Origin of the sequence: Methylophaga sp., assembly GCF_009711715.1 — a bacterium.
Lineage (GTDB): Bacteria > Pseudomonadota > Gammaproteobacteria > Nitrosococcales > Methylophagaceae > Methylophaga.
In genome coordinates this window covers 154263-179969 of the sequence record NZ_VENF01000004.1, presented here as the reverse complement: position 1 = coordinate 179969, position 25707 = coordinate 154263, and the positions used below count along the sequence as shown (strand labels likewise).

Genomic DNA, 25707 nt, shown 5'->3' with positions numbered 1-25707 from the left:
AGAAACAGCGAATCAAAGGAGGCAGACACCATTGGTATTTGGATCAAAGGGGCTGACACGATTGAAACTCATCATTTGACATGAAAAACCCCATTATTTTATCAAAGGAAATCATGGGGTCAGCCAACTTGATTTAGATTTATTTCGGACTAAAGTCCGAGTTCATTTATTTTTCTTGTCACAAATAAACGAACCAAACAAAAGGGCAGCCCGATGCTTGCCCTTCGGGTTCCCTGCGCAAAAGGGCGGTTTCACCCTCACCCCAGCCCTCTCCCATCAAGGGAGAGGGGGCAACTATCACCGCAGCTAAGGGGCATACTCCCCTTATTCCCCGTTTGTGCTGACGAGTAGCGGAGGTTTGTCTGGATAACGGCTGGTTAGTGTCTGAGCGTTAGCGAGTTTTAACCAGACGCCAGACAAAGCGAGCAACGCAGTGGAGCTGCAGGCCAGCACGGTGGGGTGCCCTAGGGTTGTTAGGGATATGGGCACGCATATCCCTGACTCGCCATAAAGGCGAAAACATGATGTTAGACTCTCTCCATGTTTAGATAATTAGACAGGGATGCGCATGATCGTCGTTTACGGAATAAAAGAAAGACTGAATCCAATAAAAGCCCAACTCTCAGATGTGATTCACGGCTGCATGCAAAGCGTGCTGGGTATGCCGGAGGATAAGCGGGCACATCGTTTTGTGCCGCTCGACAGGGAAGATTTTTATTACCCTGGCGGTAGAAGCGATGCCTATACAGTGATTGAAATTAATATGATGGCCGGCCGGAAAGCCGAGACACAGAAGGCTTTAATTAAGGCTTTATTTTCAGAATTGGAAAGTCAACTTTCTTTGGCGCCGGTCGATGTTGAAATCACCATTAAGGAGCAGCAACCTCATCAGTGGGGCTTTCGTGGCATGACAGGCGATGAAGCCAAAGACCTTAAATACAAGGTTAAGGTCTGAGGAAATCAGAGCGTCAGCCGACTTGATATGCCTTCAAAGAAACCGATACCTTAACGGCAATCACTGATTCAAATAGCAATATCAAAATAACATTTAGACAGCGATAATAAGCACCTCTGGCTATGCAGGGGGAGTGCTGATGAATCCGGTGATGACGACAGTATTACTGCTGATTTGCAGTAATGTGTTTATGACTTTTGCCTGGTATGCCCATCTTAAAGAGATGGGAGATAAGCCCTGGTTTATTGCCGCCTTTGTCAGCTGGGGCGTGGCGCTGTTTGAATATTTGTTTCAGGTGCCGGCCAACCGCATAGGTTATGAAGTGTTGTCACTCGGGCAACTGAAAATTATTCAGGAAGTCATTACCTTGAGTATTTTCGTGCCCTTCGTGGTTTTTTACATGAAAGAACCCCTCAAGCTGGATTATCTCTGGGCGGGCCTGTGTCTGGTGGGGGCGGTGTATTTTATGTTTCGCAGCCATTAGGCGTTGCTTGATATCCATTCTGCTACGCCCAACTTCAACGCTTTCGCTACTGACTGACGGATTTTGTTGCGATCCAGACTCGACAGAGTCAGCTCCTCAAGCCAACTTTTGAATGCCCCTGCGACAGACTGTTCATCATCGGGCAAATTTCCCGTTTAATTTTGGCCCTTGCTTGTTAAGGTAGACGATTGGTCAATCTGCAACGGAGCTGTTGATGTCTGCCACAAACATGCACACTCGCCGTCGCTCGGCTTTATTTATCACGCTGATTCTGGCGACGACTTTTCTCACGACTTTCCCACCGGTGTTTTTATGGGCCAATACGATTGATCCCCGCTGGCTGGGGCTGCCATTTGCGATGGTCTGGCATATTGGTCTTGCGCTGCTGGCTTCAGTGTTTTTTGCTGCCTGGTATCTGCTGGAGAGCCGAAGCGGGCTGCTGGATCTGCAGGTTGAGGTGGAGGCAGAGCGATGATTCCTGTTCTCTCATTGCTGGCCTTTCTGGGACTGATTCTATTTATAAACCGCCGCCAGCTGGGCGTGTCGACGATGGCCGACTATGCCACGGCGAATCACAGTATCGGCGTGCTGGGGATTACCTTTGGTTTTCTGGCGACCTGGTATGTTGGCGCTGGTTATACGGTGTTTTCCGGTTTTGCCGTCAGCTTCGGCATGATCGGCATGTATGTGATTCCCTACGGCATTGTCACCTTGCTGGTGATGTATCTGGTAGCGGAAAAAACCTTTATCTGGGGTAAAAAGTATCAGCTGCGGACCCAGTCGGAGTTACTGGGCCTGCGTTATCGCAGTGATTTTATCCGGGTGCTGACCGGTTTTGCCGGGGTGGCGCTGTCGGTACCGTGGCTGTTGATGGAGTGGTACACCATCGGTTATGTCTTCAACTATGCGACAGAGGGGTTTATCAGCCCCTTGCTGGGCATGATCATCGGTATTTTTGTCGTGGTGTTTTATGTCGCGATGGGTGGTATGCGCAGTGTGGTCACCGCGAACATCGTTCAGGGGCTGTATATGATGATCGTGGGTTCAGCGGTGCTGATTTATGTGCTTTACAGTGAGCTGGGCGGCTTGAGTGCCGCGATGGACAGGTTGTTTTACGAGGCACCCGGGGCCATGACTTTCCCCGGACCGGGCTGGGACGTGTCGCCCAATTACTGGACGGCGATTATTATCACCAGTGGGTTGGGCGGCTTTATGTGGCCGTGGGTGTATAACAAACTGTTTGCGGCTGACAGTATCCGCACCATTAAACAGTCGGTGCTGTTTGCACCGGTACTGGGCATTCTGTCATTTGCTTTGCTGTTTATCTTGTCAATGGCGCTTCATCCCTTGCCTTTCGCCCAGGAAAACCCGGAAGAAGCCTTGTTCTGGGCGCATGCTCAGGCCGGCGTCTGGCCGCTGGCTTTCTTTGCCGTGCTGGTGATGGCGGCTAGTCTGGGTACCGTCAGCGGGATTCTGAATGCGATGTCGACGGCGATTTCCGGTGATATAGCCCAGGTCATCAATCGCAAGATTAATGAGAAAACCGCCTTGCTGATTGCCCGCTGGTCGGTGGTGGTGATGAGTATCGGTGCGCTCGTCGGGGCATACCTGAAAGAGGGACAGCTGGTTTTTCTGGCTTTGATGACCTATCAGGGCATGATTGTATTGTCGCCGGTGGTTCTGCTGGGACTGTACTGGCGGCGGGCTAATAAATTCGGTGCCGTTGCCGGTTTTTTGCTGGGCATGGTGGTGTCGTTCGGGCTGACTTTAACCGAGCCTGAGTTTATCCAGACCTATGGCTGGACGCCCGGTGTCTATGGCTTTTTAACCACCCTGCTTATCATGCTGGTGGCGGGCTATTTACGGCCCGTGGAAAGCCATGTGGACACTTTGTGGCAGGATATCGCCAGCGCCAGAAGTCGCGCAACGGAGAGTGCTTTTGCCACGCAGGGCAGTCAGGCCAGCTGAAGCTATCGTTTTTCCGGCATGGTGCCATGCCGGGTTTTGAGCCCGGAGCGGGATCTGTCTTACCCGCGGGTCAGGCTTTACCCTGCTCAACTCCGACAGGATGGGTAAGCAATCCTGTCCAGAGGGAGGGACTCAGCTACAATAACGGCTTTTCCATTCACGATAGCGAACATCAATGAGCGATCTCCCTAACTGCCCGGCCTGTGGTTCTGAATTTACTTACCAAGATCAGTCTATGCTGATTTGTCCTGAGTGTGCCCATGAGTGGCAGGTGGGGGAGAGTATTGGCGAACAGACGGAAGAAAAAGTACTGGACTCTAACGGTAATGTGCTGGCAGACGGCGATACCGTCACGGTGATTAAAGACCTGAAAGTGAAAGGTTCATCCGCGGTGGTGAAAGTTGGTACCAAGGTCAAAAATATCCGTCTGGTGGGCGGTGATCATGATATTGATTGCAAGATTGACGGTATCGGTGCCATGAAGTTGAAGTCAGAGTTTGTTAAGAAGGCATGATGAACATGGCATAAAGCTTAGGTTGGGCTGAGCTTGCGAAGCCCAACCCATCCAGACCCAGGTATGGATTCGTTGGGTTTCATTGTCTTCAACCCAACCCGGGGAGAAAATTAAGCTTCGGCCAGCGTCATTGCCTGCAGGTAATTCGGCAGCCCCATTTTCTCAATGAGACCCAGCTGCTGTTCCAGCCAGTAGGTGTGATCCAGCTCGGTATCTTCCAGCTGCTTCAATAACAGCTGACGCGTGTCGTAGTCGCCTTCTTCTTCACACAGAGTAATTCCCTCACGCAGATTCCTGACCACGGCATATTCCAGATCGAGGTCGTTCTGCAGCATTTCCTTTACGGTATGACCAACATTCAATGGTTCGCGATGGGCCAGGTTGGGCATGCCTTCCAGGAACAGAATGCGTTTGATCATCTGATCCGCGTGATCGGTTTCATCCTGCATTTCGTGGGCGATGCGGTTGTAGAGGCGGGTCAGGCCCCAGTCTTCATACATTCTGGAATGAATAAAGTACTGGTCCATTGCAGTCAGTTCTCCCGCGAGCAGCTTGTTGAGCAAATCGATAACTTTCTGACTACCTTTCATGGGACTTACCTATTTTTTTGTGAGTGGTGCTCACAGCGCCTTGGCCGTGATAAATGTAGTATTAGCTTGCATTATCTGAGGCCCGTTGTCACCTGCAGCTTGGGTTGAGCTGGTGAAACCCGGCACCCGGGACCGGTGCCGGATGGTTCGGTTTCATTGCCTGCAACCCAATAGGTATCAGCTTTTATTGGTGGGTGTGTAAATCGGTCCCGGGAAGGTTGCGACCTTACCATCAAACTCACTGATTTTGGCCTGACCCTTTTTGGTAACGGCATCAATCCGTAATACCGCATGCATCGGGATATAGGTGCTGCTCACATCAGCAAACTCGTCTTTGAGCTTTTCATGGCTGGGGTCGACGACGACACTGGTATGCGTATCCCAGACAAAATCGCCGACTTCGATAAAGCCGAAAAGGCTGCCCTGGCTCAGTTCCCGGGCATACAGTTCATAGCGCTGACCGCCCTGAACAAATTCGATGCGATATAAAATGTCTTTCTTGCTCATACGTGTCTCAATTAAGTCGGTGTGCAACGGCATAAAAACGAATTGAATCGGGTACAACATTGGGACAAAACAACGAATTTCAATGTTCGTCCCATCAATGATGAAACATAAAAAAAGCCTGACGAGCCGGTGGCTCGTCAGGCTTTCCAGAGGAAGGGCGGACTTAGCTGGCGCTTGAGCCCTGAGAGGCTTCCTCAATCGGTTCATCGGCCTTTTTAACCGGAATCACGATATTGCCCTGGTAGGTACGGTGTTTATCGGTGATGGCATCAGTGATGCCCAGATCCCAGAAAATGACACTGGCAGCGAGTTTGCCAGATTCGATTTCACTGGTGATGGAGCCGGTTGTTTGTCTGCCATCATCGGTTTCACAGCGGTAAATCAGTGAATCATCTGAGCGTCTGATCATCACGGTACCCGGCATATTGGCTGTCCAGGCTCCGCGCTTGTTCTGAAAGTGACAACTGCCTTCACTGCCATCAGAGAATGAAGCGGTGACCGGGATATTAGGATCATTAACGATAGTGGCGCAGCCTGAAAGCATCAATCCTGCGGTAGCTAGAGCGATTAGCTTGGTGTTCAAATCAACCTCCTGTAGATTTGGTTTTATTGGAATTATTTTTGTGAGCCAATCCACATTTTTGGCGCACAAGCGGAGGATATTAACACCGGTGATAACGAAAGGGTGTCTGAAGATTGAGTGACACTGGAGTAACTACCACCAGGAATAGATCAGCAATCCCAATGGCGTGCCGAGGATATAGCCGGCGACACCGACCAGAATGCCGGGCGTGACCAGGCTGCCCCAGCCGCGGGCAACAGCCAGTGCCGGCGCGGTAGTGGCACCGAGTACCGCGGCGTTGGAGGCGATAACCAACTCCGGCAAAGATAGCCTCAGGGCCGGGTTGCGAATAAGCCGGTTCAATAACAGGCCACCGATAAACACCACCAGCCAGTGCACCAGCAGCACGATAAACACAAACACCAGCAGGATAGGCGCGTGGGCCAACAGTGTGGCGACGTCGGCACCGGCGGCGATAGTGGCAAAGAATACCAGCGCCAATACAAAGCCTATGCTTTGCCCGCCATTGAGTTTTTGCATCTGAACCGGTAATAAAGTCGCCGGAATAATGGAATACAGCGTGATAAACAGATAACGTAGCAGGCTGAAGTCAATGCCTGCCGGAATCATATTGAGCAGATAGACCGTCAAGTCTGAGAGCACAATCACGGCCATGGCAAATGTCAGCGCCGCCGCAACGGAGAGACCACTGACCCGGTTTTCACCCTGTGTCAGGCTCTGTTCCTGCCGGGAGAAATAATCCCGCTGCACATAGCGTTGCATGATATAGCGCGAAGCCGGCATCAGAATAATGACCACCAGAAACAGGATGCCGAGTAGGTTGTCTACCGCCGTCGCTGCCGCGATAATGCTGCTGTCAGCAAAGCCGGTGGATTGCATGACGGCGGCAAAGTTGGCCGAACCGCCGGTGTAGGTGGCGGTGAACATGCCGGCCAGTTCCGCTTCATATTCACCCAGATCGAGCAGGTTGGCCCCTGCTATCACCCCCAGCACCGTGCCGAAGCAGGCAAGAATAAAACCCAGTCCGACACGGCCACTTTCCGCCAGAATACGGCGGACGTCGGCGTGAATCAGAAACAGGGGCAGCAGCATCGGTACGAAGTAGCTGAAAACGACATCATAGGCCGGTGCAGACTGCGGCATGATTCGCAGATTGGACAGTAAGATAGAGAGCAGGATCGCCCAGATGGCGCCGGTCAGGGTTTTGCCCCAGGGTTTGCTTTCTGCCCAGAAACCAAACCAGGCAATAGCAAACAGGGCAGCAAACACGGCCAGCGTCTGGTCGGCTGGGATAAGCGAATTCATACCTGTATCCTGTCGTAATCTGTCAAAGCGACTTCAAGGCAGGATAACCCGATTATGACAGCGATTAAAAACGAGGCTTGATATGTATAGCGACGACGATCTGGAGCAGGCAGTCGATAAGGGTATTTTCAGCCGTAATGCGGTGACGCAGTTTCGGGACTTTATTTCACAGCGTGATCATACTCATGCAGCCGATGAAGAAGACTTCCGCCTGATTACCAGTTTTAACGATATTTTCGTGGTGATTGCCTGCCTGTTGTTATTACTGTCGGCGGGTTGGGTCGTGCAGGGCATCAGTCCTGTCTTGTCGGCTGCCGTGGTTGCTGCTTTGTCCTGGGGGCTGGCCGAATTCTTTGTGCTCAAACGCAAGATGGCCCTGCCGGCAATTGTACTGCTGGTGACCTTTGTCGCTAATGTCTTTGCTGCCGTCGTTCTTTTCTTCGGTTTTCCGGATGAAAAGGCCTTTATGCTGGCCGGTCTCGGTGCGACTTTCGCCGCCTGGCTGCACTGGACCCGTTTCCATGTGCCGATCACCGTGGCTGCCGGGGCTGCCACGGCAGTGGCTTTTGTGATGGCGGCAATGATTTATGTGATGCCATCACTGCGTGATTATCTGAACAGTCTGATGTTTGCTGGTGGTATTGCGGTTTTTCTACTCGCGATGCGCTGGGATATGGCGGATTTGAAACGGATCAGCGGACGCTCGGACGTGGCCTTCTGGCTGCATCTGATTGCCGCCCCTTTGATCGTGCATCCGGTCTTCAGCAATCTGGGGATTTTTGAGGGCACGCAGACGACGCTGGATCTGGCGGTAGTCTTGTTGTTGTACCTGGTTCTCACCGTGATTTCATTGGTTATCGATAGACGCGCCTTTATGGTGTCCTCGTTGATTTATGTGCTCGCGGCACTGAGTGAACTGCTGGATACCTATGGCCTGGCCGGGGACAGCTTTGCCTATGTCGGTGTGGTGATTGGTTTCTCTTTACTATTGCTTTCAGGCTTCTGGCACAAGGCGCGTCGCCGCCTGGTGCAAAGCCTGCCCGGGTCCTGGCAGCGCCGTCTGCCTGAAGTTGCCTAGCGGCTTTTAAAATCCGCTAGACTGATTATATGCTCCAAATAAACGGAGGGGCATGATGAAGCAGATTCAGTCTGATCTCTGGGAAACCAGCGTTGAAAGTCCTTTTCCCGGCCTTACCACGCACGCTTATCTGTGGATACGGGATAACGGCAATGTGCTGTTTTATAACACCAGTCAGCAAAACGAGATTCAACAGATGGCCGCGCTGGGCGGGGTCGCCTATCAGCTGCTCAGCCATCGTGATGAGTTGGGTGGTTCAATAAACCAGATCCGCGATTTATATGCCGCCAAACTCGGCGGGCACAGAGCGGAGCTTGAAGCATTCGCCGAGGTCTGTCAGCCGGATATTGTTTTCGAGCAGCGGCAATGGCTGTTTGACGATCTGGAGGTCATCCCGACCCCGGGTCATACCCCCGGCAGCTGCTGTTTTCTGGCAAAGTCGTCAGAGGGCAGCACAGTGCTTTTTACCGGTGATACTTTGTATTGGAGTGATACCGGTCTGCGACCGGGTTTATTGCCTTTCAGCGATCGGGATCAGTTGATTCAAAGTCTGTCTGTATTGGAAACAGTTTCACCTGATCTTGTGTGTTCGAGCGCCTTTTCCGGTCAAGATGGCTTTAAAACGATGGGAGGCGACTGGGCAGAACAGCTCGCCATCGCGAAATGGCTGCTGGAACAACAAAGTTAGGACGACCTCCCTGTCGTCCTGCCTGCCTACCGGTAATAACGGTGATGACGGTAGTCTCTGTCATGATGCCGGTATGAATGCCTGTCGTGGCTCCGGTAATGATGTTTGGCATGACCGCGATAATGTCTGTCGTGATGTTTCCAGTGTTTTTTGTGATGCTTCCAATGTTTGTGCCCGTGATAATGGTGGCGGTCATAGTCCCGGTAATGAATTACATAGCTGTCCGGATAATAGCTGTTGTGGTAGCCCGGATAGCCGAGATTGAATCCAATACCGATGCTGAGATCACCGGCTTTGGCCGGGTTGGCAGCAAGGGCCAGCATCAGTCCTGAAAACAGACTGAAGGCAATGATTTTTGATTTAATAAGATGTCGCATCGCGTTTACCTCGCTCTACACATAAGGTCACGATTAATACGATAAGCGCCTGCTTGGAAAGTTTGTGTTAAGCAATGTAAAAGTTTGTAAAACATGAAAAAAATGTCGATTAGCGCACAGGAAAACAGCCCGTTTTGGCTGGCTGCAAACGTGCTAAAGTGAGCCCGTCAATTGAAGATTTGAGTGGAGACAGATGGAGACGTTGATTCAATTTGAGCTGCCCAAATGGTTGCTGCGTTATCAGCAGTCATACCAGACGACGACAGACTACAAGGCACAGATGGACTTTCTGATTGATGTGTCCCGCCTCAATATTCAGTATGACAGTGGCGGCCCTTTTGCAGCCGGGGTGTTTGAAATTGATACGGGCAGGCTGGTGGCGCTGGGTGTGAATATGGTGACTTCAGAGAATCTATCGATTCTGCATGCTGAGATGGTCGCCCTGTCCTTGGCCCAGCAGGCCAGGGGGAATTACGATTTGGGGGCGGCTAAACCGGATCTATCCTTAGTCACCACCTGTGAACCCTGCGCCATGTGCTTTGGCGCCATACCCTGGTCCGGTGTACGCCAGGTCGTTGCCGGTGCGACCGATGCCGATGCTCGCAATATCGGTTTTGATGAAGGCCCCAAACCGGAAGACTGGCAAAAGGCATTGGAAGACAGAAACATCCGGGTTATCAGTGGGGTGCATCGGGATAAGGCAGCAGCGGTGCTCAGCGCCTATGTGAAGCAGGGCGGCATGCTCTATAACGCACGACAGGGATAGATGCGCTGATGAAACCTAAAATCAGCATGATTACCCTTGGGGTCGAAGATTTGGAAGCCGCGACGGCCTTTTATCGCGATGGCCTGGGCTTGCCACTGTTTAATGCTGAAAAAGAAGGTGTGCGCTTTTTTGAACTGGCAGGGACCTGGCTGGGTTTGTATCCCAAAAATGCCCTGGCTGAGGATATCGGTATTCATGTGGCGGAGATGACTGGAACCGGTAGTTTCACGCTGGCACACAATGTCAGTAGTCCGGCAGCGGTCGATGCCATGCTTGCGCAGGCCGTGACCGCGGGTGCCCGATTAATCAAACCCGGTCAGCAGGTTTTCTGGGGCGGCTACTCCGGTTATTTTCAGGACCCGGAAGGCTACTACTGGGAGGTCGCGTTTAATCCCTTTATCGATCTCACTTGATCGTTCAACCGGGAGTGGCAAAACCATGCCCACCCTTCCCCAGGGCAGACATGGCGATGGTCCTAGTCCTCATTCGTCACCAAATCCCGGTAGGCGTGCCAGGTGGCATGACCCAGCAGCGGAAAAATCACCACCATCGCAATCAGAAAGCTGATGCCGATACCAGTCAGTAAAGCCAGTAAAGCAGCCCACAGGATCATGGTGACGATATTGCTTAAGACGACCCGGATACTGATAAAGGCTGCATCCAGCGCTTTGATATCACTATCAATGATGGCGGGGACTGAGACCACCGACATCATAAAGACGAGGGTCGCGAGTAAGCCGCCGACGACAAAATAGAGTACAGTCTGCAATGGCGATGCAAAGGCAAAAAAGTCACCCCACAATGTTCGATCCAGCGGCGGTGCGACATCGCCGACTGTCGCCATCAGTACCAGGGCGGAGATAATAAACCAGAGCACACTGAAGCCCAGCAGAAAGCCAGAGAAGCGGAGTAGTGCCGACTGGTTACGGCTGAGACCGCTGAGTGATTCATCAAAACTGATGGGTTCATTCTTTTCACGCCGGCGTGAGACTTCGCAGAGGCCCGCCGCCATGATGGGCCCAATCAACATAAACCCCGACAATACCGCAGCCAGCGCATAGACATGCATGCTAGTGACCAGCAGTGCGATCCAGAAAACGCCGGTCACAATCAGACCATGGGAAAGGCTGACTTTGGGATATTTGCTCAAGTCCCTGGCGCCGCTGACCAGCCAGTTGAAAGGACGCAGAAAACTCACCCGGCGCGAATGCAGGTGAGCGTGATGAGAACGATGCAGGTAAGTGTCCATGTTGATCCTCCTGTTCGCTTGGATTCTCGCTGTTACCCTCACAGTAACATGCCAGATAGCTGCTTATAACTAAGACAGAGAGCTACCAGCAAAAGCTCCTGAAAAAAGCGATTAAGCTGCATTCAGTCATGAATGCAGCTCCAGGATGCGTATTTAAAAGTTATATGGGAAACGGAAACCCACGGTCACATCCGGTGCGTCCGGCGTAATACCGATCCCCACATTACCGGTCATGGTCAGATTATCACCCAGACTGTAGCTGATGCCGAAGTTCAGCAGACCGGCACTGGCATCACTGCCGTTGATGCTTTGTTCGGACTGACCATTCTGTTTTATTGAGGTTTCACGTGTAATGCGGTGTGAATAGGACATGCTGGCACTCAGCTTTTCGTTGAGGGCAAAGGCGAAACCGGCTCCCAGTGCAAAGCTGTCACCCAGATCGACATCAGCGCTGGTGCGGGTATTCACGTCGGTACTGATATCGCTGAAGGATTCTTCAAAATTATAGGTATAGGATAAGTTGGCAAACAAAATCGCCGGATCGGTGGTTTTGATAATGCTGATACCCGGAGTCACTGACCAGACCCCATTCCCTGTGGGCAATTCTGTGGGCAGTGTCAGGTTGCCACCACTGTCAGCGACTTCTACAAACTTGATACCGTAAGGATCTTTACCGGTCGGGGTTTTGACCCGCAGGCTCAGCACGGTGTCAGGCCGGGAACCCTGTTCCCGGAAAAGCCGATAAAACGCGCCGAAACTGACATCACCGATATCCCCGTTTGAGACATCGCCTTCAGCAAGCTGATCGGTCGCAAAACCGGCCCCTGAAGTGTTAAAAGAGGAGTCGCGATACAGATAGGGGACATTGATATCAAACTGCAGCCGGTCGTTATAGCTGTAGCGACCGGTCAGATCAAAGGTCCAGGTATCGGCCTTGACTCTGTCCAGACTGATATCACCCAAAAAAATCGCATCCAGTGCCAGGAAGCCATTGAGAAACAAATCGCGGCGATCCGAGTGTGAATAGCTTATGCCCGGTTCAATAGTGATTTTACGGTCAAACAGGGCATGCTGTTCACGATAAACGGCTTCGGCGCTTCGTGAGGCCGGGGCTTCCTTGACCACTTCTTCTCCGGCCCCGGCCTGTGGCGTCGTCGGTGAGGCAGTACCGGGTTCTCCCTGCTCGGCCGAGGTGCCGGGTTGGGGCTGCGTACCACCCACTTTGACATTGCGTGGCTGAGACTCCTGTTCCAACCGTTGTATTTTGATGGCCATCGCCTTAAGCACGGCGTTTTGCTGTTCGTAGCGTTGCTGCATTTCCCTGACTTGTTGCTGCAACTGTGCTACTTCCGGGTCTGAAGCGGCCTGTATCGTTGGTGTTAAGGCCAGACCGATACAGAAGCTCAGGGTTGTGCAACGAAATGATGTAGCTGACATTTCAATTCCTTGGCTAACGGGTTGTCCCTGTTTATTGGGGTATTGGCATAAATTCATTCATTGTCAAATGACTCAATTACATTCATCAGCCGTTTAGTCCTTTATGTTTTGAGCTCACTAAAAGGGTGTGCTCTGCGACAGTTGTCGCAGTGATGACATCAGTTGTTGCGTACTTGCCGACGATGACACGTTATGATTGCGGGTCTGGATATCCAGGTTGATCAAATTGCGGATCTGATTCAGATCACCGCCAAGACGAACCGACTGCAGGACTTGGCCATTACCTTGGGAAATACTGCGGATGGCCTGCTGAGCCTGCCCCTGATTGACCACATTGACGTTGACCGACAAGCCATTATTGGCCAGTGCTACAGCCGCACTGTTTCCGGAAGGTGTGGTCACGTTGAGGTTAGAGGTGGAGGAACCCGATGGCGCAGTATTGCCGGATTGATAGCGCCTGACGGAAACGCCAATCGAGTTACCAATGCCATTGGTATTGCCGGCAACCTGTATGGTTTGCACCACCCCGGAGACGTTTTCCAGACCCTGACCACTGCTGACAATATTATTGCCTGCTGCAGCGGCATGGTTGACGGGTTGTAGCTGTTGCACGCTGATGACCGGTTCAAAACTGACTGAGGGCTGACCGGTTCCCATATTCACTGCCAGTGTGCCACTGGCATTAATGACTTCGCCGCTTGAGGTGATCCATTCGGTGACCATTCTGACACCGAAGGACATGATTTCTCCGGCGTAAACAAATTTACCCCGTGTTTCACCCAGTACCTCATCAGGCACTTCCTGTGCATTAGCAAACACACTCATCTCAGGCAACTCAGCCTGCGCATAATGAATCGGTGAAATACAGAATAACAAGGCTGAGGCTGCCGCTATACGGGGCTTGAACAGCTTGCTGACAGAACGACTTCCCTTGTTTGTGGACGAGCGGTTCTCCATGCCAAACGTATTTTCTTTGATTTTCATTTTGTCCTTTCTCCCAAAACATGCCGGGCCTTTGCCTGAGCGACAATGCGTGGTCAAGCAACTTCAGAACAGTTCAGATCGATAAAAGCCGAACTCAACTAATTCGGCATCTGTCAGTGGTCTCCAGGTGTCGACCGTATTTCTGGCGGTCAGGGGTGGTTTGGGACGTAACAGTATGGTTTCACGATCAAAGCCATTGCCAATAACGGCAAAGGTGACTTTGTTCCAGCCATCAACGAAGTTTTGCCTGTCCATGACTCTGTTGCCCAGAGCAGGATCAGCGATGTATACCTTGTCAGGTGTCGTCTTTTTCAGGACGACGAAATGTTTGTAACCACGTATATCAAGCAAAACAATGGTAGGGATTTTGATGCGGTCCAGGATCTCCGGGTTGACGGTGTATCCCCTGCCTCGCAATCCGAGGGTTTCGACATAATTTTTGATGTCTAACAGTGAAAAACCTTTGTTTTGCACCAGTTGCGGATCACTGACCTTGAGCATGCCGGCAATCACCTCGGCCTCGCTGAATTTGTAGCCGTAGGCATAATTCAAAATGGTGGCCAGGGCTGCAGCCCCGCAACTGAAATCAGTCCGCTGCGGCACCATATCCAGGAAGTGCCGTTCGCGCATGCTGATGATGTTCTTATTAATCAGGGTGCCCGGTATGACACCACCGAAATAAATATTGGCCGCACTGCTCAGCGACATCGACAGCCACAGGCCGGATGCGGTGATAAATAGCAGTGTGCTTTTTCTGTAGTTCATGACAGTCACCTTTGGGTGGAAATCTCCGGCTCCAGAAGGAGCCGGAGATTCTTTGCTGGCATCAAACCAATACGGGCTTTGAGCTTATTATTCGCCACCACCGCCACCCGGTGCGGCTGCACCACCTGTCGCAGAAGCGATAGACAGATGGTTACCCTGCAGGTTGTTGGTGCCTGCCGTGATGTTGACACCGATATTACCGCTGGCGCCGCGCAATGCATCACCACTCAGCGTGGCATTGTTCTGATGCGGACGAACAATCCAGTTGGCAGTGACAACCTGGCCGGTGAAAACACCACCGAGTAAGATTTTGCCTTCTTCATTGAACGCTAAAGCGCCACCATCATCATTGAGGTCAGAGCCACCTTGAGTTTCAGTATCGAGATCAAAGTGTCCGGTTTGAGTGCCGGCAGGATGGGTATCGCCGGTCCACATATCAGGATAAACATCACCAATCTGATCAGAGGTGCCTTCATAACCACCAATCATGCCGCCGACCATAACGACATTGACGGTGTCATATTTTTTGTCCAGGTAACCTGTTTGATGCGTGACATTGTGATCCAGGGTTTGCTGGCTGGAGACAGTGGATTCCGCCATCGTACCGCTGGTATTGACAGACGCTGCCAGCGAGTTGGCTTGCAGGTTGCTGTTACCGGCAGCAATATTTACGGCGATATTACCGCTGGCATTACGTAAGGTATTGCCACCCAGCGTGGCATCGAACTGATTGCCTTTGTAGGCATACTCATTGCGTTCTGCATTCTGATTAGAGATGGAATCTGCCGCCGCGAACACAAATGCTGCATCCACTTTGGATAAGGCCGCACTGTTATCCTGAGCATTGTTAGTACCGGCAGAAATGTTCAGACCGATATTACCGCTCGCACCCTGCAGACCGTTATCGACAGCTTCAGCATTGTTATCTACTAGGAAATCACCATGACCATCATTGATGTTGGTATTTTCGTAGTTATTCTGATTCTGACTGGTCAGAGAGGCAGAGCTGCTACCGACAGGAATGGTACCGTCAACGTCAATATCCCCTTTCACATCGACATAACGATCGGTGTCATAGGTTTTTTCGACTTCAACATCGGTATCATTTCTGTATTCCGATACGCTCAGACCCAGATCAGCCCGGGCATTGACTTTGGCGTCAACCAGCAGGGTGAGATCCGCTGTGCCATCGGCCATTGCAGGGCCCGCAGCTAACGCAGCCAACGCGACAGCGATGGGGGTGTACTTGGTTGATAATTTCATGACTTACTCCTTTTAATCACTATTTATTTCGTTCCCAGATCAAACTGGAGAACAAAGTTGTTGGCCGTGCTATTGCCCGACCCGGCTGACTGGTTAACTTGCACCAGCCCGCGTGAACCGGTGAAGGCACTATCGGCGATAGTGGCACTTCGGGTTCCATCGTCTGGTTCGCGGGCTGCCAGACCAGCCCCGGTCGACATGTTGGAAAGCATATTTTCCGACATGACGTTGACATCCAGCCCAATGCCGATTGCCAACCCATTGACCTGAGCATTACCTGTGCCGCTGGTCTGGTTGATCGACAGGGCACCGATACTGTTGGTAAAGGCGTTACCACCGATACCGGATACCGATAGCCCCGGCCTTGTGCTGGAATTCTGATGTAGGTTTTGCTGTGTAAACAGGCCGATGCTTGCTACCCCGTTAGGGCTTAATGCAATGGCTGCCGCGTTTTGCTGTGCATTGGCATCACCGGCTGCCATATTGACGACGTTACGACCTCGCGTGCCGCTGAGTGCATGACCATCGATCATGCTGCTGTTAATGACATAGGGCAGCGGGGTCAGGGCATCGTCAGCGATGGCTGCGGGCAAGACGGGCAGCCATGAAGCAAACAGCAGAGTGAAAGGTAAAAGCTTCATAGTTATCTACCTGGTAAGGTCTCCGATAACGCACCACGGATATCGCTGCCGAGACTGCGGGTAGCGCCGCCGACACTGCCGGAGATGCTGCCGCCCAGGCCGGAAGTGATGCCACTTATCGCGCCCATCTGACCGCCCACCGTGCCACCTTTGCCATGCCCCCCAAGCTCATTGGTCAGCGTGGTGGCAAACTGGCTGTTCAGGGGGGAATAGGCATTACCGACATTCGATGTGATATCGGAAAATTGCTGATCGGTCAGTTCTTCCATGCCCATATTTCTGACGGTGTTGCTGAGGCTGTTGGTTTCCCTGACCGGGGAAGGGTTGATCACCGTCGGCTGGCCGGTATGGCGGTTCACATCCCAGCGTTGAGCCGGGACATCACGGAGAATGATGATATCGCCGGGATCGGCATGCACAGACGATGCTAAGGCCAGCAAAACAATGATGACGAGGACATCGATGGCAGCGTAATATTCATTATTTATCATCATGTCACTCAACGCTTATGCTGATGGCGCTGCCATGCTGAGAAAAATGCGTTTTGGGTCTGCTGATATTGTCCACTTCATCCCAGAGAATAACGCCGGTTTCAATGGTCGGTATTTGAACTCCCTGCGCGCGCATGGCAGACATTTCGCTGTCGTTAATAAGGCGGGAAGTATTCAGCAGAAATTCATTAAATGGGTGATCGGCAGGCGGGGCATAAACATCATCACCATCAGCGACCACACTGCCGCTGATTATCATCAGCAAAGCACTGGTGCATAAGGTTGATAATGATGTTTTCATAAACGCGATGCCTTTGGTTACAAGCCATGTGCATACTTGTCATTACATAAAGCGTGCCGTTTTCTTAAGTATTTGATAAACATGGAAATAAGTGATTTTTTCCAGCGCTGAATCAGGCGGATATGTAAACTTTATGGAATAGGAAAAATGAGGGGGGTTATATCTTAAGTGTATAAAAAATATGGAAATTTAAGCGTTAGTTAATGCTGTAACATTTCCTTTACAGTCACAAATCGGTCTTACACTTTTATAGCGCTGTCCGGTGACGTTAATGTAAATTGACGAAAATGCTGATGGAGAGGCGTTTTTCAGGCTAATCTTCAAGCCTGATATCGTGTTTTTCAATCAGACGGTACAGCGTTACCCTGGAGACACCCAGTGTTTTTGCAACCAGTGTGACGTTTCGTTGTAAACGAGTCAGCGCGTTAGTAATCGCTTCCTTTTCTGCCCGGTCTCTGACTTCTTTGAGGCTCATGAAATGGAAAAATTGGGACTTCTGATCGAGGCCGAGATCTTCAGCTGAGATAAGACGGTTCTCACACATCACCATCGCATGCCGAATACGGTTGACCAATTCCCGGACATTACCCTCCCAGGCATAATCACGCATCACGGCCAGGCATGACTGGGAAAACCCCTTTACGTTATTACTTTTTTCATGAGAAAACTTCTTGAAAAAATACTGGGCAAGTAACTCAATATCGCCTTGCCGCTCACGCAAGGGTGGGGTTCTTAATTGTAGAACATTGAGCCGGTAGTACAGATCCTCACGCAATCTACCGGACCTGACGGCATGATCAAGATCGACGTGGGTCGCAGCAATGACCCTGGCATTGATAGGAATCTGATGATTGTTGCCGACACGCTGAATGGTGCCTTCCTGAAGAAAACGAAGTAGGTTGATTTGTTGATCAAGTGGTAAATCGCCGACTTCATCAAGAAAAATAGTACCGCCATCGGCAGCTTCAAAATGACCAATCTTACGTTGGTTGGCGCCGGTGAAAGCGCCTTTTTCATAGCCAAATAACTCAGACTGAATCAATGATTGCGGTATCGCGCCACAATTAACAGTGACAAAAGGCCCGCCTGCAAACTTGGAGCGCTCATGGATAGCATGCGCGGTGAGTTCTTTTCCCGTGCCACTTTCACCGGTAATGAGAACCGGTGCTGACACATTGGCGACTTTACGAATTTTACTGAACAAGTTGAGAAGCTGCGGGCTGCTCCCCACCATTTCCTCTTCAGCATCGTCGATGACGATCGGATCAGGCAGGTTGTCCCACTTCATTCTTGCCATGCCGTAGGCGTGGCCTACGTTTGCAAGTAAATATTGAGGGTCGATAGGTAAAGTATGGAAGTCAATGAAACAATCAGCAATGGTTTTCCTAAGCCGGGCGGGCAGCTCTTGATACTCTGAGTGGACAATCGCGATCCATTCAACCTTGATGTGATGCCTAAGCTTGTCCTCTATTCGTTCCAGATAGGACTCAGGAGAATCACATGATAATTCAACCAGACCGACATGCAGGTTTTTAAGCGCTATGGTTTTACTGGCTTCATCAAAATCGGTGGTTTTAATGACTTGCCAGCCATGGGTTTGAAACTGATTAAAAAGGGTCTCGAGGACCTCGCCATTCCCGATGAAGATGAGTTTGCGTGCGTCTTCGTTCCACATCAAGCCACCTCCCTGCCCAAGAAATCTGTTCTGTCAAAGTTGACGCAGCCATCATTCAAATTTCCAAGGTCTTAATCGAAATTACGGTAAAGCATATGACATATCAAGGTCAGCAATGATGTAGGGCAAATGACGTAGGGCAAATGTTGGGGGGGCAGCAGGTCAAGCAGCGTACTACAGCCAGTCTGCGTTAGTTTTCAATACGCATCAGCAGGAAACGCCTTGATTCGGGTGCCGGGGTTGGCGCAAAAGTGCAGCTGATGGCTGCCTGCAAAGGAAAGCGGAAGGATGTCGTTATTGACAAATGATATGGCTTATACAATTATAATAAAGCGAATCATTATCATTTGTATAAAGGTTAAATAATGACATCATCTCCTCAATTTACCGGTACAGCTGCGACGCCTTTTCAGTTAACGGCGGTTACACTTCTGCTTTTGGCTACTCATAATGCTTATGCTGAGAATAAAGATAGCGCTGTTGAACTACCCAAGGTTGAAGTAACAACCGGCGAAATCGACAAGAATGGTTATATTGAACTGGAAAAGCAGCCGGAAGTCGGCAAGCTCAATGTGCCAATCCAGGATACGCCTTACTCCATTGAGATTGTTGATAAAGACTTTATTAAAGATACCGGCGCCAAAACAATCCAGGATGCGTTGCTTTACAGTTCGGGTGTTTACGCAGGCGCATTCGGACTCGATACCCGGGGTGACTCTGCCAAAATCCGGGGTATTGATCCCTCCCAGTATGTAGACGGTCTGCGTCAACTGTATGGTTTCTACAATACGGTTCGTCCTAACGTTTATGCACTTGAAAGTATTGAAGTACTGAAAGGGCCTTCCTCGGTACTCTATGGCCAGGGTGAACTGGGTGGTATTGTGAACTCTGTTTCCAAACTGCCTAAAGAAGAGCAACAGGGTGAAATCTGGGCTCAGTATGGTTCTTTCCACCGGAAACAATTAGCTTTTGATGTGACCGGTCCGGCCACTGAAGATGGTAAATTGCTCTACCGGGTTGTCGGTCTTGAGCGTGATAGTCAGACTCAGGTTGATCATGTTGATGACGACGGCTTTTTTATCGCGCCATCCTTAACCTGGCGACCTACGGATGACACCAGCTTTACTGTGCTGTTTAACCGCCAGATGAATACGGGTCAGGTTTCTGCTCAGTTCCTGCCGCAATCCGGAACGCTTGATCGCGGCCCGCTGGGATATGTCGGTTCAGAAACCTTTGTCGGTGAGCCGGGCTGGGATAAATATGACCGTGAAAAGACCGAAGTCACACTGATGTTTGATCACAGCTTTACTGATAACTGGTCTTTCTCAACCACTGCTCGTTACACAGAGTCCAGTACTTACACCAGGGAACATTACACAACAGCCTATGCACAGGTGGATCCAGAACCAAATGGTGATATGAACCGCGTTATTACGACAGCAGATCGGCATACCCGGATTTTTAACCTGGATGCGCGCCTGCAGGGTGAGTTTGATCTCGGTGTGACCAATCACACGGTGGCGATTGGTGTTGATAGGCAGGACGCTGTCTGGGAAACAGAGAATTCCGGCTTTGCCGCGAGCACGCCACTGAACCTGTATGACCCGGTCTATGGCAACTTTGATCCCAGTGTGCTTAATCCGACCAATCCCAATGATAATCAAATCAGGCAGGTTGGCTTCTATGTTGCAGACCATATGGAAATCGGACCGGTGGTCATCTCTGCAGCACTGCGCCGTGACTGGGCCAAAAACACCCTGTTGGCTGAAGTGGGCGAGAACGTGACCAGTGACGAAAACGAAACAACGGGTCGTATTGGTGTCATGTACCGCTTTGAAAATGGTTTCTCACCATACGCCAGTTACGCTGAAGCCTTCACCATGAATCTGGGAACCAGCGAAGAAAGCACTTTGAAACCAACCACGGGTAAACAGCGTGAATATGGTTTCAAGTACCTGTCTGATGACAAAAGCCTGGCTATCACAGCCGCCTATTTCGATATCACTCAGACCAATCGTGTGCAGGCGGGAGATGAACCTGATGGCGTTGAACAGACAGGCGCTACTATTGATGGCTGGGAGTTACAGGTCAATAAACGCTGGAACCAGTTTGAAACCCAATTCAGCTATACCGATCTGAATGCGGACAATGGCGAAACCGGTGAGCGTTTGCCTTATGTTTCCGAGAAAGTCGCCTCCTGGTGGAACAAATACTACCTGAACAGTAACTGGCGTATCGGTGCCGGCGTTCGCTATATTGGTAACAATGTTGGCAGAGATTATGGTGATGGCGCTGGCCCGAAGGTGCCGCCAGAAACTTTATATGATGCGATGATAGGTTACAGCTATAAAAACTGGGACTTTACCGTTGATGCCAAGAACCTGACTGATGAGGAGTATGTTTCCTGGTGTCGTGGCGCTGGCCGGGACTGCGGCTTTGGTGAAAGACGCAATGTCACTGCCAATGCTTATTATCACTTCTAATCCTCTACAAGGCCCCGCTCCCGGGGCCTTTTCTTTTCTGTCATTCTCATCCTGGCGATAGACTTTATTCGCCTGAGCACCTAGGCTTGGCGGATAACTTTGAAAAGGAGCAAACCATGGCAAGTGCAGGTCTACTCGCGCTACTGGATGATATTGCGACCTTGCTGGATGATGTGTCGCTGATGACCAAAGTGGCGGCAAAGAAAACGGCCGGGGTACTGGGTGACGATCTGGCACTGAATGCCCAGCAGGTGAGTGGCGTCAAGGCCAACCGCGAGTTGCCGGTAGTATGGGCAGTCGCCAAAGGGTCGTTCATCAATAAATTGATACTGGTGCCGCTGGCTTTGCTGATTAGTGCCACCATGCCGATGCTGGTTACCGTTTTGCTGATGCTGGGTGGTTTGTATCTGTGCTATGAAGGCACAGAAAAAATCGCCCACAAATGGCTGCATGATAAGGCTGAAGCGGAGGCACACCATCAGGAACTGGTGAAAGCTGTCAGTGAGCCTGAAGTCGATATCAAGGCCTTCGAAAAAGAAAAAATCAAAGGGGCGATTCGCACTGATTTTATTTTGTCAGCTGAGATCATTGTGATCGCGCTGGGGGTGGCCCAGGCGGCCGATTTCAAAACGCAGGTGCTGGTAGTTTCTTTGATAGCGCTGGCGATGACGGTCGGGGTTTACGGCCTGGTCGCGGCCATCGTGAAGTTCGACGATGCCGGTCTGGCTTTACTGAATAATGCCGGCAGTAATACTTTTGAACGCTTCAAGCAATCGTTGGGGCGGGGAATATTGTTTATTGCCCCAAGATTCATGACCCTGCTGTCTTTCCTGGGTATGCTGGCCATGTTTCTTGTGGGCGGCGGTATTCTGGTTCACGGCCTGCCGTTTCTGCATCATTTACTGGAGCCAGTGATACATAATCTGGGTGCGGTTATGACAGTGCTGCTCCCCATGCTGTTTAATGCGCTGGTAGGCCTGCTGGCGGGCAGTCTGGTTGTTGCGGCTGTCTCCGGCTTCAGAAAAGTCTTCTAGCTTACCCGCCTTTCGTGCCGGAAGGCGGGTTTTAGCCAAGATTCAGATAATGCCGAAAGCCAGCATGGCATTGGCGACCCGTCGGAAGCCCGCGATATTCGATCCCAGTACATAATCATGCGGCTGGCCGAACTCTTCCGCGGTTTCACAACAGACCCGGTGAATCTGGTTCATGATTTCATGCAGCCGCTCTTCACTGTATTCAAAGCCTGAACCATGGGTCGCATTATGCTGCATCTCCAGTGCCGATGAGGCTACGCCGCCAGCATTGGCCGCTTTGCCGGGAGCAAAGGCAATGCCGTTGTTTTTGAGTACTTCAATTGCTTCCGGTGTGCAGGGCATATTCGCTCCCTCGCAGACGGCGATGCAGCCGTTATCGGCCAGCAGCTGGGCATCTGCTTCCTGAAGTTCATTCTGCGTGGCACAGGGCATCGCGATATCGCAGGGAATCTCCCAGATATTGCCGTCATCAATGTATTCGGCATCATGGTGGAAGTCGAGGTAGGTTTTGATGCGGGCACGTTCGACCTCCTTGATATGAATCACGGTATCTACGTCAATACCATTGCGGTCAATGATGACGCCACTTGAATCGGAGCAGGCGATCACCTTGGCGCCCAGCACCCTGAGTTTTTCCATGGCATAAGTCGCCACATTACCTGAGCCGGAAACCACAGCCACCTTGTCTTTTATGTCTTCATCATGCACGGCATTAATCATGTTTTCACAGAAAAAAACGGCGCCGTAACCGGTGGCTTTCTGCCGAATCCAGGTACCGCCCCACTGCGGACTTTTGCCGGTGATGACGCCGGATTCATAGCGCTGGGTGATGCGTTTGTACTGACCAAACAGATAGCCGATCTCACGGGTGCCGACACCGATATCACCGGCCGGAACGTCAGTGGTCTCGCCGAGATGCCGGTAGAGACCGGTCATAAAACTCTGACAGAAGCGCATGATTTCATTTTCGGATTTGTCTTTGGGATCGAAATCCGAGCCACCCTTGCCACTGCCGATAGGCAGGCCAGTCAGGGCGTTTTTAAAGGTTTGCTCAAAAGCCAGAAACTTAATCGTGCCCAGCGTGACACTGGGATGGAAACGCAAGCCGCCTTTGTAAGGGCCGAGCGCACTGTTAAAGCCGACCCGAAAGCCGCGATTGATTTGCACTTCACCGTTATCATCTTCCCAAGGCACACGAAAAATGATCTGCCGTTCCGGCTCGCACAGTCTCTCAATAATTTTGTGTTTGGCATATTCGGGATGTTTATCCATCACCGGTGACAGGGTTTCCAGTACTTCCAGCAGGGCCTGATGAAATTCAGGTTCCCCGGGATTACGGTCAACGACTTGCTGGAAGGTTGCGGAAATGGCTTTTTGCATGTTCGACATATGCGCTCCTTTGTCGGATGATGCCTGTGCAGCATTGCAGGGCTTGGTTGAATGCAGATGTCAGCTTCAAGTTCAGCTTATAAGCTCAATCAATCAGCCGCAACAGCCCTGCGGATAAATTGCTTATTGTGTTGTCCTAGTTGTATCGATACCGCAGGAGGGGGCCATGTTCCCGATACGCTTTGCCGGGTTGCTGGCGGCCTTGTTTTTATCACCCGCTGTGCAGGCTTTTTACTGCTTCGAGCCTTCGCCGACCTATTTGCAATTGGGAGAGGATTATTTCACTGACACTTCAAATCGAATCGTGGTGGAAGGTGATGAACCGGGACTCGAGGTAGTGGAAAACCTGCAAGGGGAGTGGGAAGGCTATTTATCCGAGATTATCTGTGAAGGTGATCAGGAAGCACCTGAACCGATTTACCGGGAAGCGGAGGTGGAGGCCGATGTTAAAGATTCCAATACGGCTTTGTTTTTAATTTCCATGAGTAAAACCTACCGCGATAGTTTTGTGGAAAGCGAGTCTGTTTACCTTATGAATAAAGGCAGTATGTACTCACTACGAATTAATGACAGTTTCATCAGTGCCAGTGAAAGAGAGCGGCGAAGTTTGCAGGGCAAGCTGACGGGTAGCCGTCATGTCGAAGTTTTTTCTCAGATAGAAATTGAAAATGATGATCAAATCACCGTTGACTGGCAGTTGTTTTCAAACGGGGTATTTGTTTACAGCCAGCGATTGACGCTTGAGCGTGACTTATAAAACCACACTGCCGTTAAAACAGCAGTGTGGTTTCAGTTTGAGTTTTACTTCAACAGCAAAAACATCGCCTGACGGCCACGGACAATATTGAGTAGTAATTGATCCGCGTTTTGAACCATCGGCTTGAAAGCCTCAAGGCTTTTAACAGGCTGACGGTTGACCGAGGTGATCAGATCTTCAGCGCGAAGGCCGGCATTCCAGGCAGGGCTGCCACGTTTGACCGAGTAGACCATCACGCCCTCAACTCTGCCAAAGTAAGGGGACCCTTCCTCAATATCGCCGAAGGTGGCACCGGACAGTTTTGGATGAACTGTGCCGTTGGTTTCGGCCTGGCGGGTTTGTTTGACCTCGGCGGTCAGTGTCTTTTCATCACCGTCACGAATAATCGAGAGTTCGACTTCCTGCCCCACGACCATCAGACCGATGGTATTTCGCAGGCTGTCCGCATTAGCGAGGCGGGCACCGTCTACGGCAGTAATGATGTCACCGACCTGCAGGCCTGCCTCATCGGCGGCGGAATCAGGCACGACATGCGTCACCACGGCCCCTTCCTGCTGTTCAATACCAAAGGCATTGGCCAGTTCCGGCGTGATGTCCTGCATCTGCACGCCTAAATAAGCACGGCGGACTTCACCGAATTCCAGTAATTGATCGCTGATCTGCTTTACCAGGTTAGTGGGAATGGCAAAGCCGATACCGATATTGCCGGGATTCTGGCCCGGCGAGAAGATGGCGGTATTGATGCCCACCAGTTCACCGCGCAGGTTGACCAGTGCACCACCCGAGTTACCGGGATTAATCGAGGCGTCAGTCTGGATAAAATTCTCGTAACCTTCAATGCCCAGGCCACTGCGACCCAGGGCGCTGACAATACCCGAAGTCACCGTCTGACCAAGCCCGAATGGATTACCGATGGCAACGACAAAGTCACCGACACGCAGCGATTCCGAGTCCGCCAGCGGTAATGCCGACAGGTTTTCCGATGGAATTTTGATTAAAGCCACATCGGTTGCCGGATCGGTACCGACAATCTCGGCCTGAAAATTTCGCCCGTCGTTGAGAGAGACCATGATCTCATCAGCACCACGAATCACATGATTGTTGGTGATAACCAGGCCTTCTCTGGCATCAATGATCACGCCCGAGCCGAGACTCTGACGAGGCCGGACCCTGGGCTGATCCGGCAGGTTGAAAAAGTGACGAAAGAACGGGTCGTTAAGCAGTGGGTTATCCTGCACCCGCACGTGGCTGCGGGTCGCGATGTTGACCACGGCCGGTTTGGAGCGATCCAGCATAGGGGCCAATGTCGGCATCTTGCCCTCATCGGCAAACCAGTCCAGTGGCAGGGCAGCGCTGGCGACCTGGGCGATCAGGGTCAGGCCAGCCAGCCAGACTAAAAAGGATTTGAGATTTTGCGTCATCT

Annotated in this window: 28 protein-coding genes; 12 read left to right on the top strand and 16 right to left on the bottom strand. The window is 51.2% G+C overall.

The window, feature by feature from the left end:
- Positions 1–568: 568 nt before the first annotated feature.
- From FH755_RS03375 to FH755_RS03355, 5 genes are all read left to right on the top strand, one after another.
- The gene (locus tag FH755_RS03375) at positions 569–955 is read left to right on the top strand and encodes a tautomerase family protein (protein ID WP_292438666.1); all 387 of its coding nucleotides are present in this window, start codon (positions 569–571) and stop codon (positions 953–955) included.
- A 139-nt stretch (positions 956–1094) separates the two neighbouring features.
- The gene (locus tag FH755_RS03370) at positions 1095–1439 is read left to right on the top strand and encodes a DMT family protein (RefSeq protein WP_292438664.1); all 345 of its coding nucleotides are present in this window, start codon (positions 1095–1097) and stop codon (positions 1437–1439) included.
- Between the two features lie 214 nt (positions 1440–1653).
- The gene (locus FH755_RS03365; protein ID WP_292438662.1) at positions 1654–1914 is read left to right on the top strand and encodes a DUF3311 domain-containing protein; all 261 of its coding nucleotides are present in this window, start codon (positions 1654–1656) and stop codon (positions 1912–1914) included.
- Positions 1911–3407 carry a sodium:solute symporter gene (locus FH755_RS03360; RefSeq protein WP_292438660.1) on the top strand — a complete coding sequence of 499 codons (1497 nt, stop codon included), beginning with the start codon at positions 1911–1913 and terminating at the stop codon, positions 3405–3407. The genes FH755_RS03365 and FH755_RS03360 overlap by 4 nt, the downstream gene beginning before the upstream one ends.
- 175 nt (positions 3408–3582) lie before the next feature.
- Positions 3583–3921 carry a zinc ribbon domain-containing protein YjdM gene (locus tag FH755_RS03355; protein ID WP_292438658.1) on the top strand — a complete coding sequence of 113 codons (339 nt, stop codon included), beginning with the start codon at positions 3583–3585 and terminating at the stop codon, positions 3919–3921.
- Between the two features lie 110 nt (positions 3922–4031).
- On the opposite strand, the gene bfr is transcribed toward FH755_RS03355, so the two are convergent.
- The 4 genes from bfr to FH755_RS03335 form a co-directional block, all read right to left on the bottom strand.
- Complete coding sequence (gene bfr / locus FH755_RS03350) at positions 4032–4511, bottom strand: bacterioferritin (protein WP_292438656.1); 480 nt, start codon at positions 4509–4511, stop codon at positions 4032–4034.
- 177 nt (positions 4512–4688) lie between these two features.
- Positions 4689–5018: a DUF1820 family protein gene (locus tag FH755_RS03345; RefSeq protein WP_292438654.1), complete on the bottom strand. Its 330-nt coding sequence runs from the start codon at positions 5016–5018 to the stop codon at positions 4689–4691.
- Between the two features lie 163 nt (positions 5019–5181).
- The gene (locus tag FH755_RS03340) at positions 5182–5601 is read right to left on the bottom strand and encodes a hypothetical protein (protein ID WP_292438652.1); all 420 of its coding nucleotides are present in this window, start codon (positions 5599–5601) and stop codon (positions 5182–5184) included.
- Between the two features lie 132 nt (positions 5602–5733).
- The gene (locus FH755_RS03335) at positions 5734–6906 is read right to left on the bottom strand and encodes a DUF819 family protein (protein ID WP_292438649.1); all 1173 of its coding nucleotides are present in this window, start codon (positions 6904–6906) and stop codon (positions 5734–5736) included.
- Between the two features lie 82 nt (positions 6907–6988).
- Between FH755_RS03335 and FH755_RS03330 the strand changes: the two genes are divergently transcribed.
- Both FH755_RS03330 and FH755_RS03325 read left to right on the top strand, forming a co-directional pair.
- A complete protein-coding gene (locus FH755_RS03330) occupies positions 6989–7984 on the top strand; it encodes a hypothetical protein (protein WP_292438647.1) in 996 nt (331 codons plus the stop codon).
- Positions 7985–8036: 52 nt separating this feature from the next.
- Positions 8037–8672, top strand: a complete 636-nt coding sequence (locus FH755_RS03325) for an MBL fold metallo-hydrolase (protein ID WP_292438645.1) — start codon at positions 8037–8039, stop codon at positions 8670–8672.
- Positions 8673–8698: 26 nt separating this feature from the next.
- On the opposite strand, the gene FH755_RS03320 is transcribed toward FH755_RS03325, so the two are convergent.
- Positions 8699–9049, bottom strand: a complete 351-nt coding sequence (locus tag FH755_RS03320) for a hypothetical protein (protein ID WP_292438643.1) — start codon at positions 9047–9049, stop codon at positions 8699–8701.
- Between the two features lie 193 nt (positions 9050–9242).
- Between FH755_RS03320 and FH755_RS03315 the strand changes: the two genes are divergently transcribed.
- Positions 9243–9815: a nucleoside deaminase gene (locus tag FH755_RS03315; protein ID WP_292438641.1), complete on the top strand. Its 573-nt coding sequence runs from the start codon at positions 9243–9245 to the stop codon at positions 9813–9815.
- A gap of 8 nt (positions 9816–9823) precedes the next feature.
- A complete protein-coding gene (locus FH755_RS03310) occupies positions 9824–10228 on the top strand; it encodes a VOC family protein (protein WP_292438639.1) in 405 nt (134 codons plus the stop codon).
- Between the two features lie 62 nt (positions 10229–10290).
- On the opposite strand, the gene FH755_RS03305 is transcribed toward FH755_RS03310, so the two are convergent.
- The 9 genes from FH755_RS03305 to FH755_RS03265 form a co-directional block, all read right to left on the bottom strand.
- Positions 10291–11064 (bottom strand): DUF2189 domain-containing protein, encoded by a 774-nt coding sequence (locus tag FH755_RS03305; RefSeq protein ID WP_292438637.1) that lies wholly within the window; start codon positions 11062–11064, stop codon positions 10291–10293.
- A 153-nt stretch (positions 11065–11217) separates the two neighbouring features.
- Positions 11218–12501, bottom strand: a complete 1284-nt coding sequence (locus FH755_RS03300) for a transporter (protein WP_292438636.1) — start codon at positions 12499–12501, stop codon at positions 11218–11220.
- 117 nt (positions 12502–12618) lie between these two features.
- Positions 12619–13485, bottom strand: a complete 867-nt coding sequence (locus FH755_RS03295; RefSeq protein WP_292438635.1) for a hypothetical protein — start codon at positions 13483–13485, stop codon at positions 12619–12621.
- Positions 13486–13548: 63 nt separating this feature from the next.
- The gene (locus FH755_RS03290) at positions 13549–14250 is read right to left on the bottom strand and encodes a C39 family peptidase (protein ID WP_292438633.1); all 702 of its coding nucleotides are present in this window, start codon (positions 14248–14250) and stop codon (positions 13549–13551) included.
- Between the two features lie 87 nt (positions 14251–14337).
- Positions 14338–15513 carry a hypothetical protein gene (locus FH755_RS03285; RefSeq protein WP_292438631.1) on the bottom strand — a complete coding sequence of 392 codons (1176 nt, stop codon included), beginning with the start codon at positions 15511–15513 and terminating at the stop codon, positions 14338–14340.
- Between the two features lie 23 nt (positions 15514–15536).
- On the bottom strand, positions 15537–16154 hold the full coding sequence (locus FH755_RS03280; RefSeq protein WP_292438629.1) for a hypothetical protein: 618 nt from the start codon (positions 16152–16154) through the stop codon (positions 15537–15539).
- Positions 16155–16156: 2 nt separating this feature from the next.
- The gene (locus FH755_RS03275; protein ID WP_292438627.1) at positions 16157–16648 is read right to left on the bottom strand and encodes a hypothetical protein; all 492 of its coding nucleotides are present in this window, start codon (positions 16646–16648) and stop codon (positions 16157–16159) included.
- Position 16649: 1 nt separating this feature from the next.
- The gene (locus tag FH755_RS03270) at positions 16650–16946 is read right to left on the bottom strand and encodes a hypothetical protein (RefSeq protein WP_292438626.1); all 297 of its coding nucleotides are present in this window, start codon (positions 16944–16946) and stop codon (positions 16650–16652) included.
- A 313-nt stretch (positions 16947–17259) separates the two neighbouring features.
- On the bottom strand, positions 17260–18621 hold the full coding sequence (locus FH755_RS03265) for a sigma-54 dependent transcriptional regulator (protein ID WP_292438624.1): 1362 nt from the start codon (positions 18619–18621) through the stop codon (positions 17260–17262).
- Between the two features lie 365 nt (positions 18622–18986).
- Here FH755_RS03265 and FH755_RS03260 point away from each other — a divergent pair, with 365 nt between their 5' ends.
- Positions 18987–21104, top strand: a complete 2118-nt coding sequence (locus FH755_RS03260; protein WP_292438622.1) for a TonB-dependent siderophore receptor — start codon at positions 18987–18989, stop codon at positions 21102–21104.
- A gap of 116 nt (positions 21105–21220) precedes the next feature.
- Positions 21221–22138, top strand: coding sequence for a DUF808 domain-containing protein (locus FH755_RS03255; protein WP_292438619.1), 918 nt, complete (start codon positions 21221–21223; stop codon positions 22136–22138).
- Positions 22139–22180: 42 nt separating this feature from the next.
- Here FH755_RS03255 and gdhA read toward each other — a convergent pair whose 3' ends face one another.
- The gene (gdhA, locus tag FH755_RS03250) at positions 22181–23527 is read right to left on the bottom strand and encodes an NADP-specific glutamate dehydrogenase (protein ID WP_292438617.1); all 1347 of its coding nucleotides are present in this window, start codon (positions 23525–23527) and stop codon (positions 22181–22183) included.
- A gap of 166 nt (positions 23528–23693) precedes the next feature.
- Between gdhA and FH755_RS03245 the strand changes: the two genes are divergently transcribed.
- The gene (locus FH755_RS03245) at positions 23694–24284 is read left to right on the top strand and encodes a hypothetical protein (protein WP_292438615.1); all 591 of its coding nucleotides are present in this window, start codon (positions 23694–23696) and stop codon (positions 24282–24284) included.
- A gap of 44 nt (positions 24285–24328) precedes the next feature.
- On the opposite strand, the gene FH755_RS03240 is transcribed toward FH755_RS03245, so the two are convergent.
- Positions 24329–25705, bottom strand: a complete 1377-nt coding sequence (locus FH755_RS03240; RefSeq protein WP_292438614.1) for a DegQ family serine endoprotease — start codon at positions 25703–25705, stop codon at positions 24329–24331.
- Positions 25706–25707: the final 2 nt, after the last annotated feature.

Excerpts from the sequence above, each read along its gene's own strand:
- FH755_RS03370 (WP_292438664.1), top strand. The coding sequence starts at position 1,095 with ATGAATCCGGTGATGACGACAGTATTACTGCTGATTTGCAGTAATGTG.
- FH755_RS03245 (WP_292438615.1), top strand. The coding sequence starts at position 23,694 with ATGTTCCCGATACGCTTTGCCGGGTTGCTGGCGGCCTTGTTTTTATCA.
- FH755_RS03280 (WP_292438629.1), bottom strand. The coding sequence starts at position 16,154 with ATGAAGCTTTTACCTTTCACTCTGCTGTTTGCTTCATGGCTGCCCGTC.
- FH755_RS03255 (WP_292438619.1), top strand. The coding sequence starts at position 21,221 with ATGGCAAGTGCAGGTCTACTCGCGCTACTGGATGATATTGCGACCTTG.
- FH755_RS03335 (WP_292438649.1), bottom strand. The coding sequence starts at position 6,906 with ATGAATTCGCTTATCCCAGCCGACCAGACGCTGGCCGTGTTTGCTGCC.
- FH755_RS03260 (WP_292438622.1), top strand. The coding sequence starts at position 18,987 with ATGACATCATCTCCTCAATTTACCGGTACAGCTGCGACGCCTTTTCAG.
- FH755_RS03270 (WP_292438626.1), bottom strand. The coding sequence starts at position 16,946 with ATGAAAACATCATTATCAACCTTATGCACCAGTGCTTTGCTGATGATA.
- FH755_RS03295 (WP_292438635.1), bottom strand. The coding sequence starts at position 13,485 with ATGAAAATCAAAGAAAATACGTTTGGCATGGAGAACCGCTCGTCCACA.
- FH755_RS03345 (WP_292438654.1), bottom strand. The coding sequence starts at position 5,018 with ATGAGCAAGAAAGACATTTTATATCGCATCGAATTTGTTCAGGGCGGT.
- FH755_RS03310 (WP_292438639.1), top strand. The coding sequence starts at position 9,824 with ATGAAACCTAAAATCAGCATGATTACCCTTGGGGTCGAAGATTTGGAA.
- FH755_RS03320 (WP_292438643.1), bottom strand. The coding sequence starts at position 9,049 with ATGCGACATCTTATTAAATCAAAAATCATTGCCTTCAGTCTGTTTTCA.
- bfr (WP_292438656.1), bottom strand. The coding sequence starts at position 4,511 with ATGAAAGGTAGTCAGAAAGTTATCGATTTGCTCAACAAGCTGCTCGCG.
- FH755_RS03360 (WP_292438660.1), top strand. The coding sequence starts at position 1,911 with ATGATTCCTGTTCTCTCATTGCTGGCCTTTCTGGGACTGATTCTATTT.
- FH755_RS03330 (WP_292438647.1), top strand. The coding sequence starts at position 6,989 with ATGTATAGCGACGACGATCTGGAGCAGGCAGTCGATAAGGGTATTTTC.
- gdhA (WP_292438617.1), bottom strand. The coding sequence starts at position 23,527 with ATGTCGAACATGCAAAAAGCCATTTCCGCAACCTTCCAGCAAGTCGTT.
- FH755_RS03355 (WP_292438658.1), top strand. The coding sequence starts at position 3,583 with ATGAGCGATCTCCCTAACTGCCCGGCCTGTGGTTCTGAATTTACTTAC.
- FH755_RS03285 (WP_292438631.1), bottom strand. The coding sequence starts at position 15,513 with ATGAAATTATCAACCAAGTACACCCCCATCGCTGTCGCGTTGGCTGCG.
- FH755_RS03315 (WP_292438641.1), top strand. The coding sequence starts at position 9,243 with ATGGAGACGTTGATTCAATTTGAGCTGCCCAAATGGTTGCTGCGTTAT.
- FH755_RS03275 (WP_292438627.1), bottom strand. The coding sequence starts at position 16,648 with ATGATGATAAATAATGAATATTACGCTGCCATCGATGTCCTCGTCATC.
- FH755_RS03365 (WP_292438662.1), top strand. The coding sequence starts at position 1,654 with ATGTCTGCCACAAACATGCACACTCGCCGTCGCTCGGCTTTATTTATC.
- FH755_RS03290 (WP_292438633.1), bottom strand. The coding sequence starts at position 14,250 with ATGAACTACAGAAAAAGCACACTGCTATTTATCACCGCATCCGGCCTG.
- FH755_RS03265 (WP_292438624.1), bottom strand. The coding sequence starts at position 18,621 with ATGTGGAACGAAGACGCACGCAAACTCATCTTCATCGGGAATGGCGAG.
- FH755_RS03375 (WP_292438666.1), top strand. The coding sequence starts at position 569 with ATGATCGTCGTTTACGGAATAAAAGAAAGACTGAATCCAATAAAAGCC.
- FH755_RS03300 (WP_292438636.1), bottom strand. The coding sequence starts at position 12,501 with ATGTCAGCTACATCATTTCGTTGCACAACCCTGAGCTTCTGTATCGGT.
- FH755_RS03325 (WP_292438645.1), top strand. The coding sequence starts at position 8,037 with ATGATGAAGCAGATTCAGTCTGATCTCTGGGAAACCAGCGTTGAAAGT.
- FH755_RS03305 (WP_292438637.1), bottom strand. The coding sequence starts at position 11,064 with ATGGACACTTACCTGCATCGTTCTCATCACGCTCACCTGCATTCGCGC.
- FH755_RS03240 (WP_292438614.1), bottom strand. The coding sequence starts at position 25,705 with ATGACGCAAAATCTCAAATCCTTTTTAGTCTGGCTGGCTGGCCTGACC.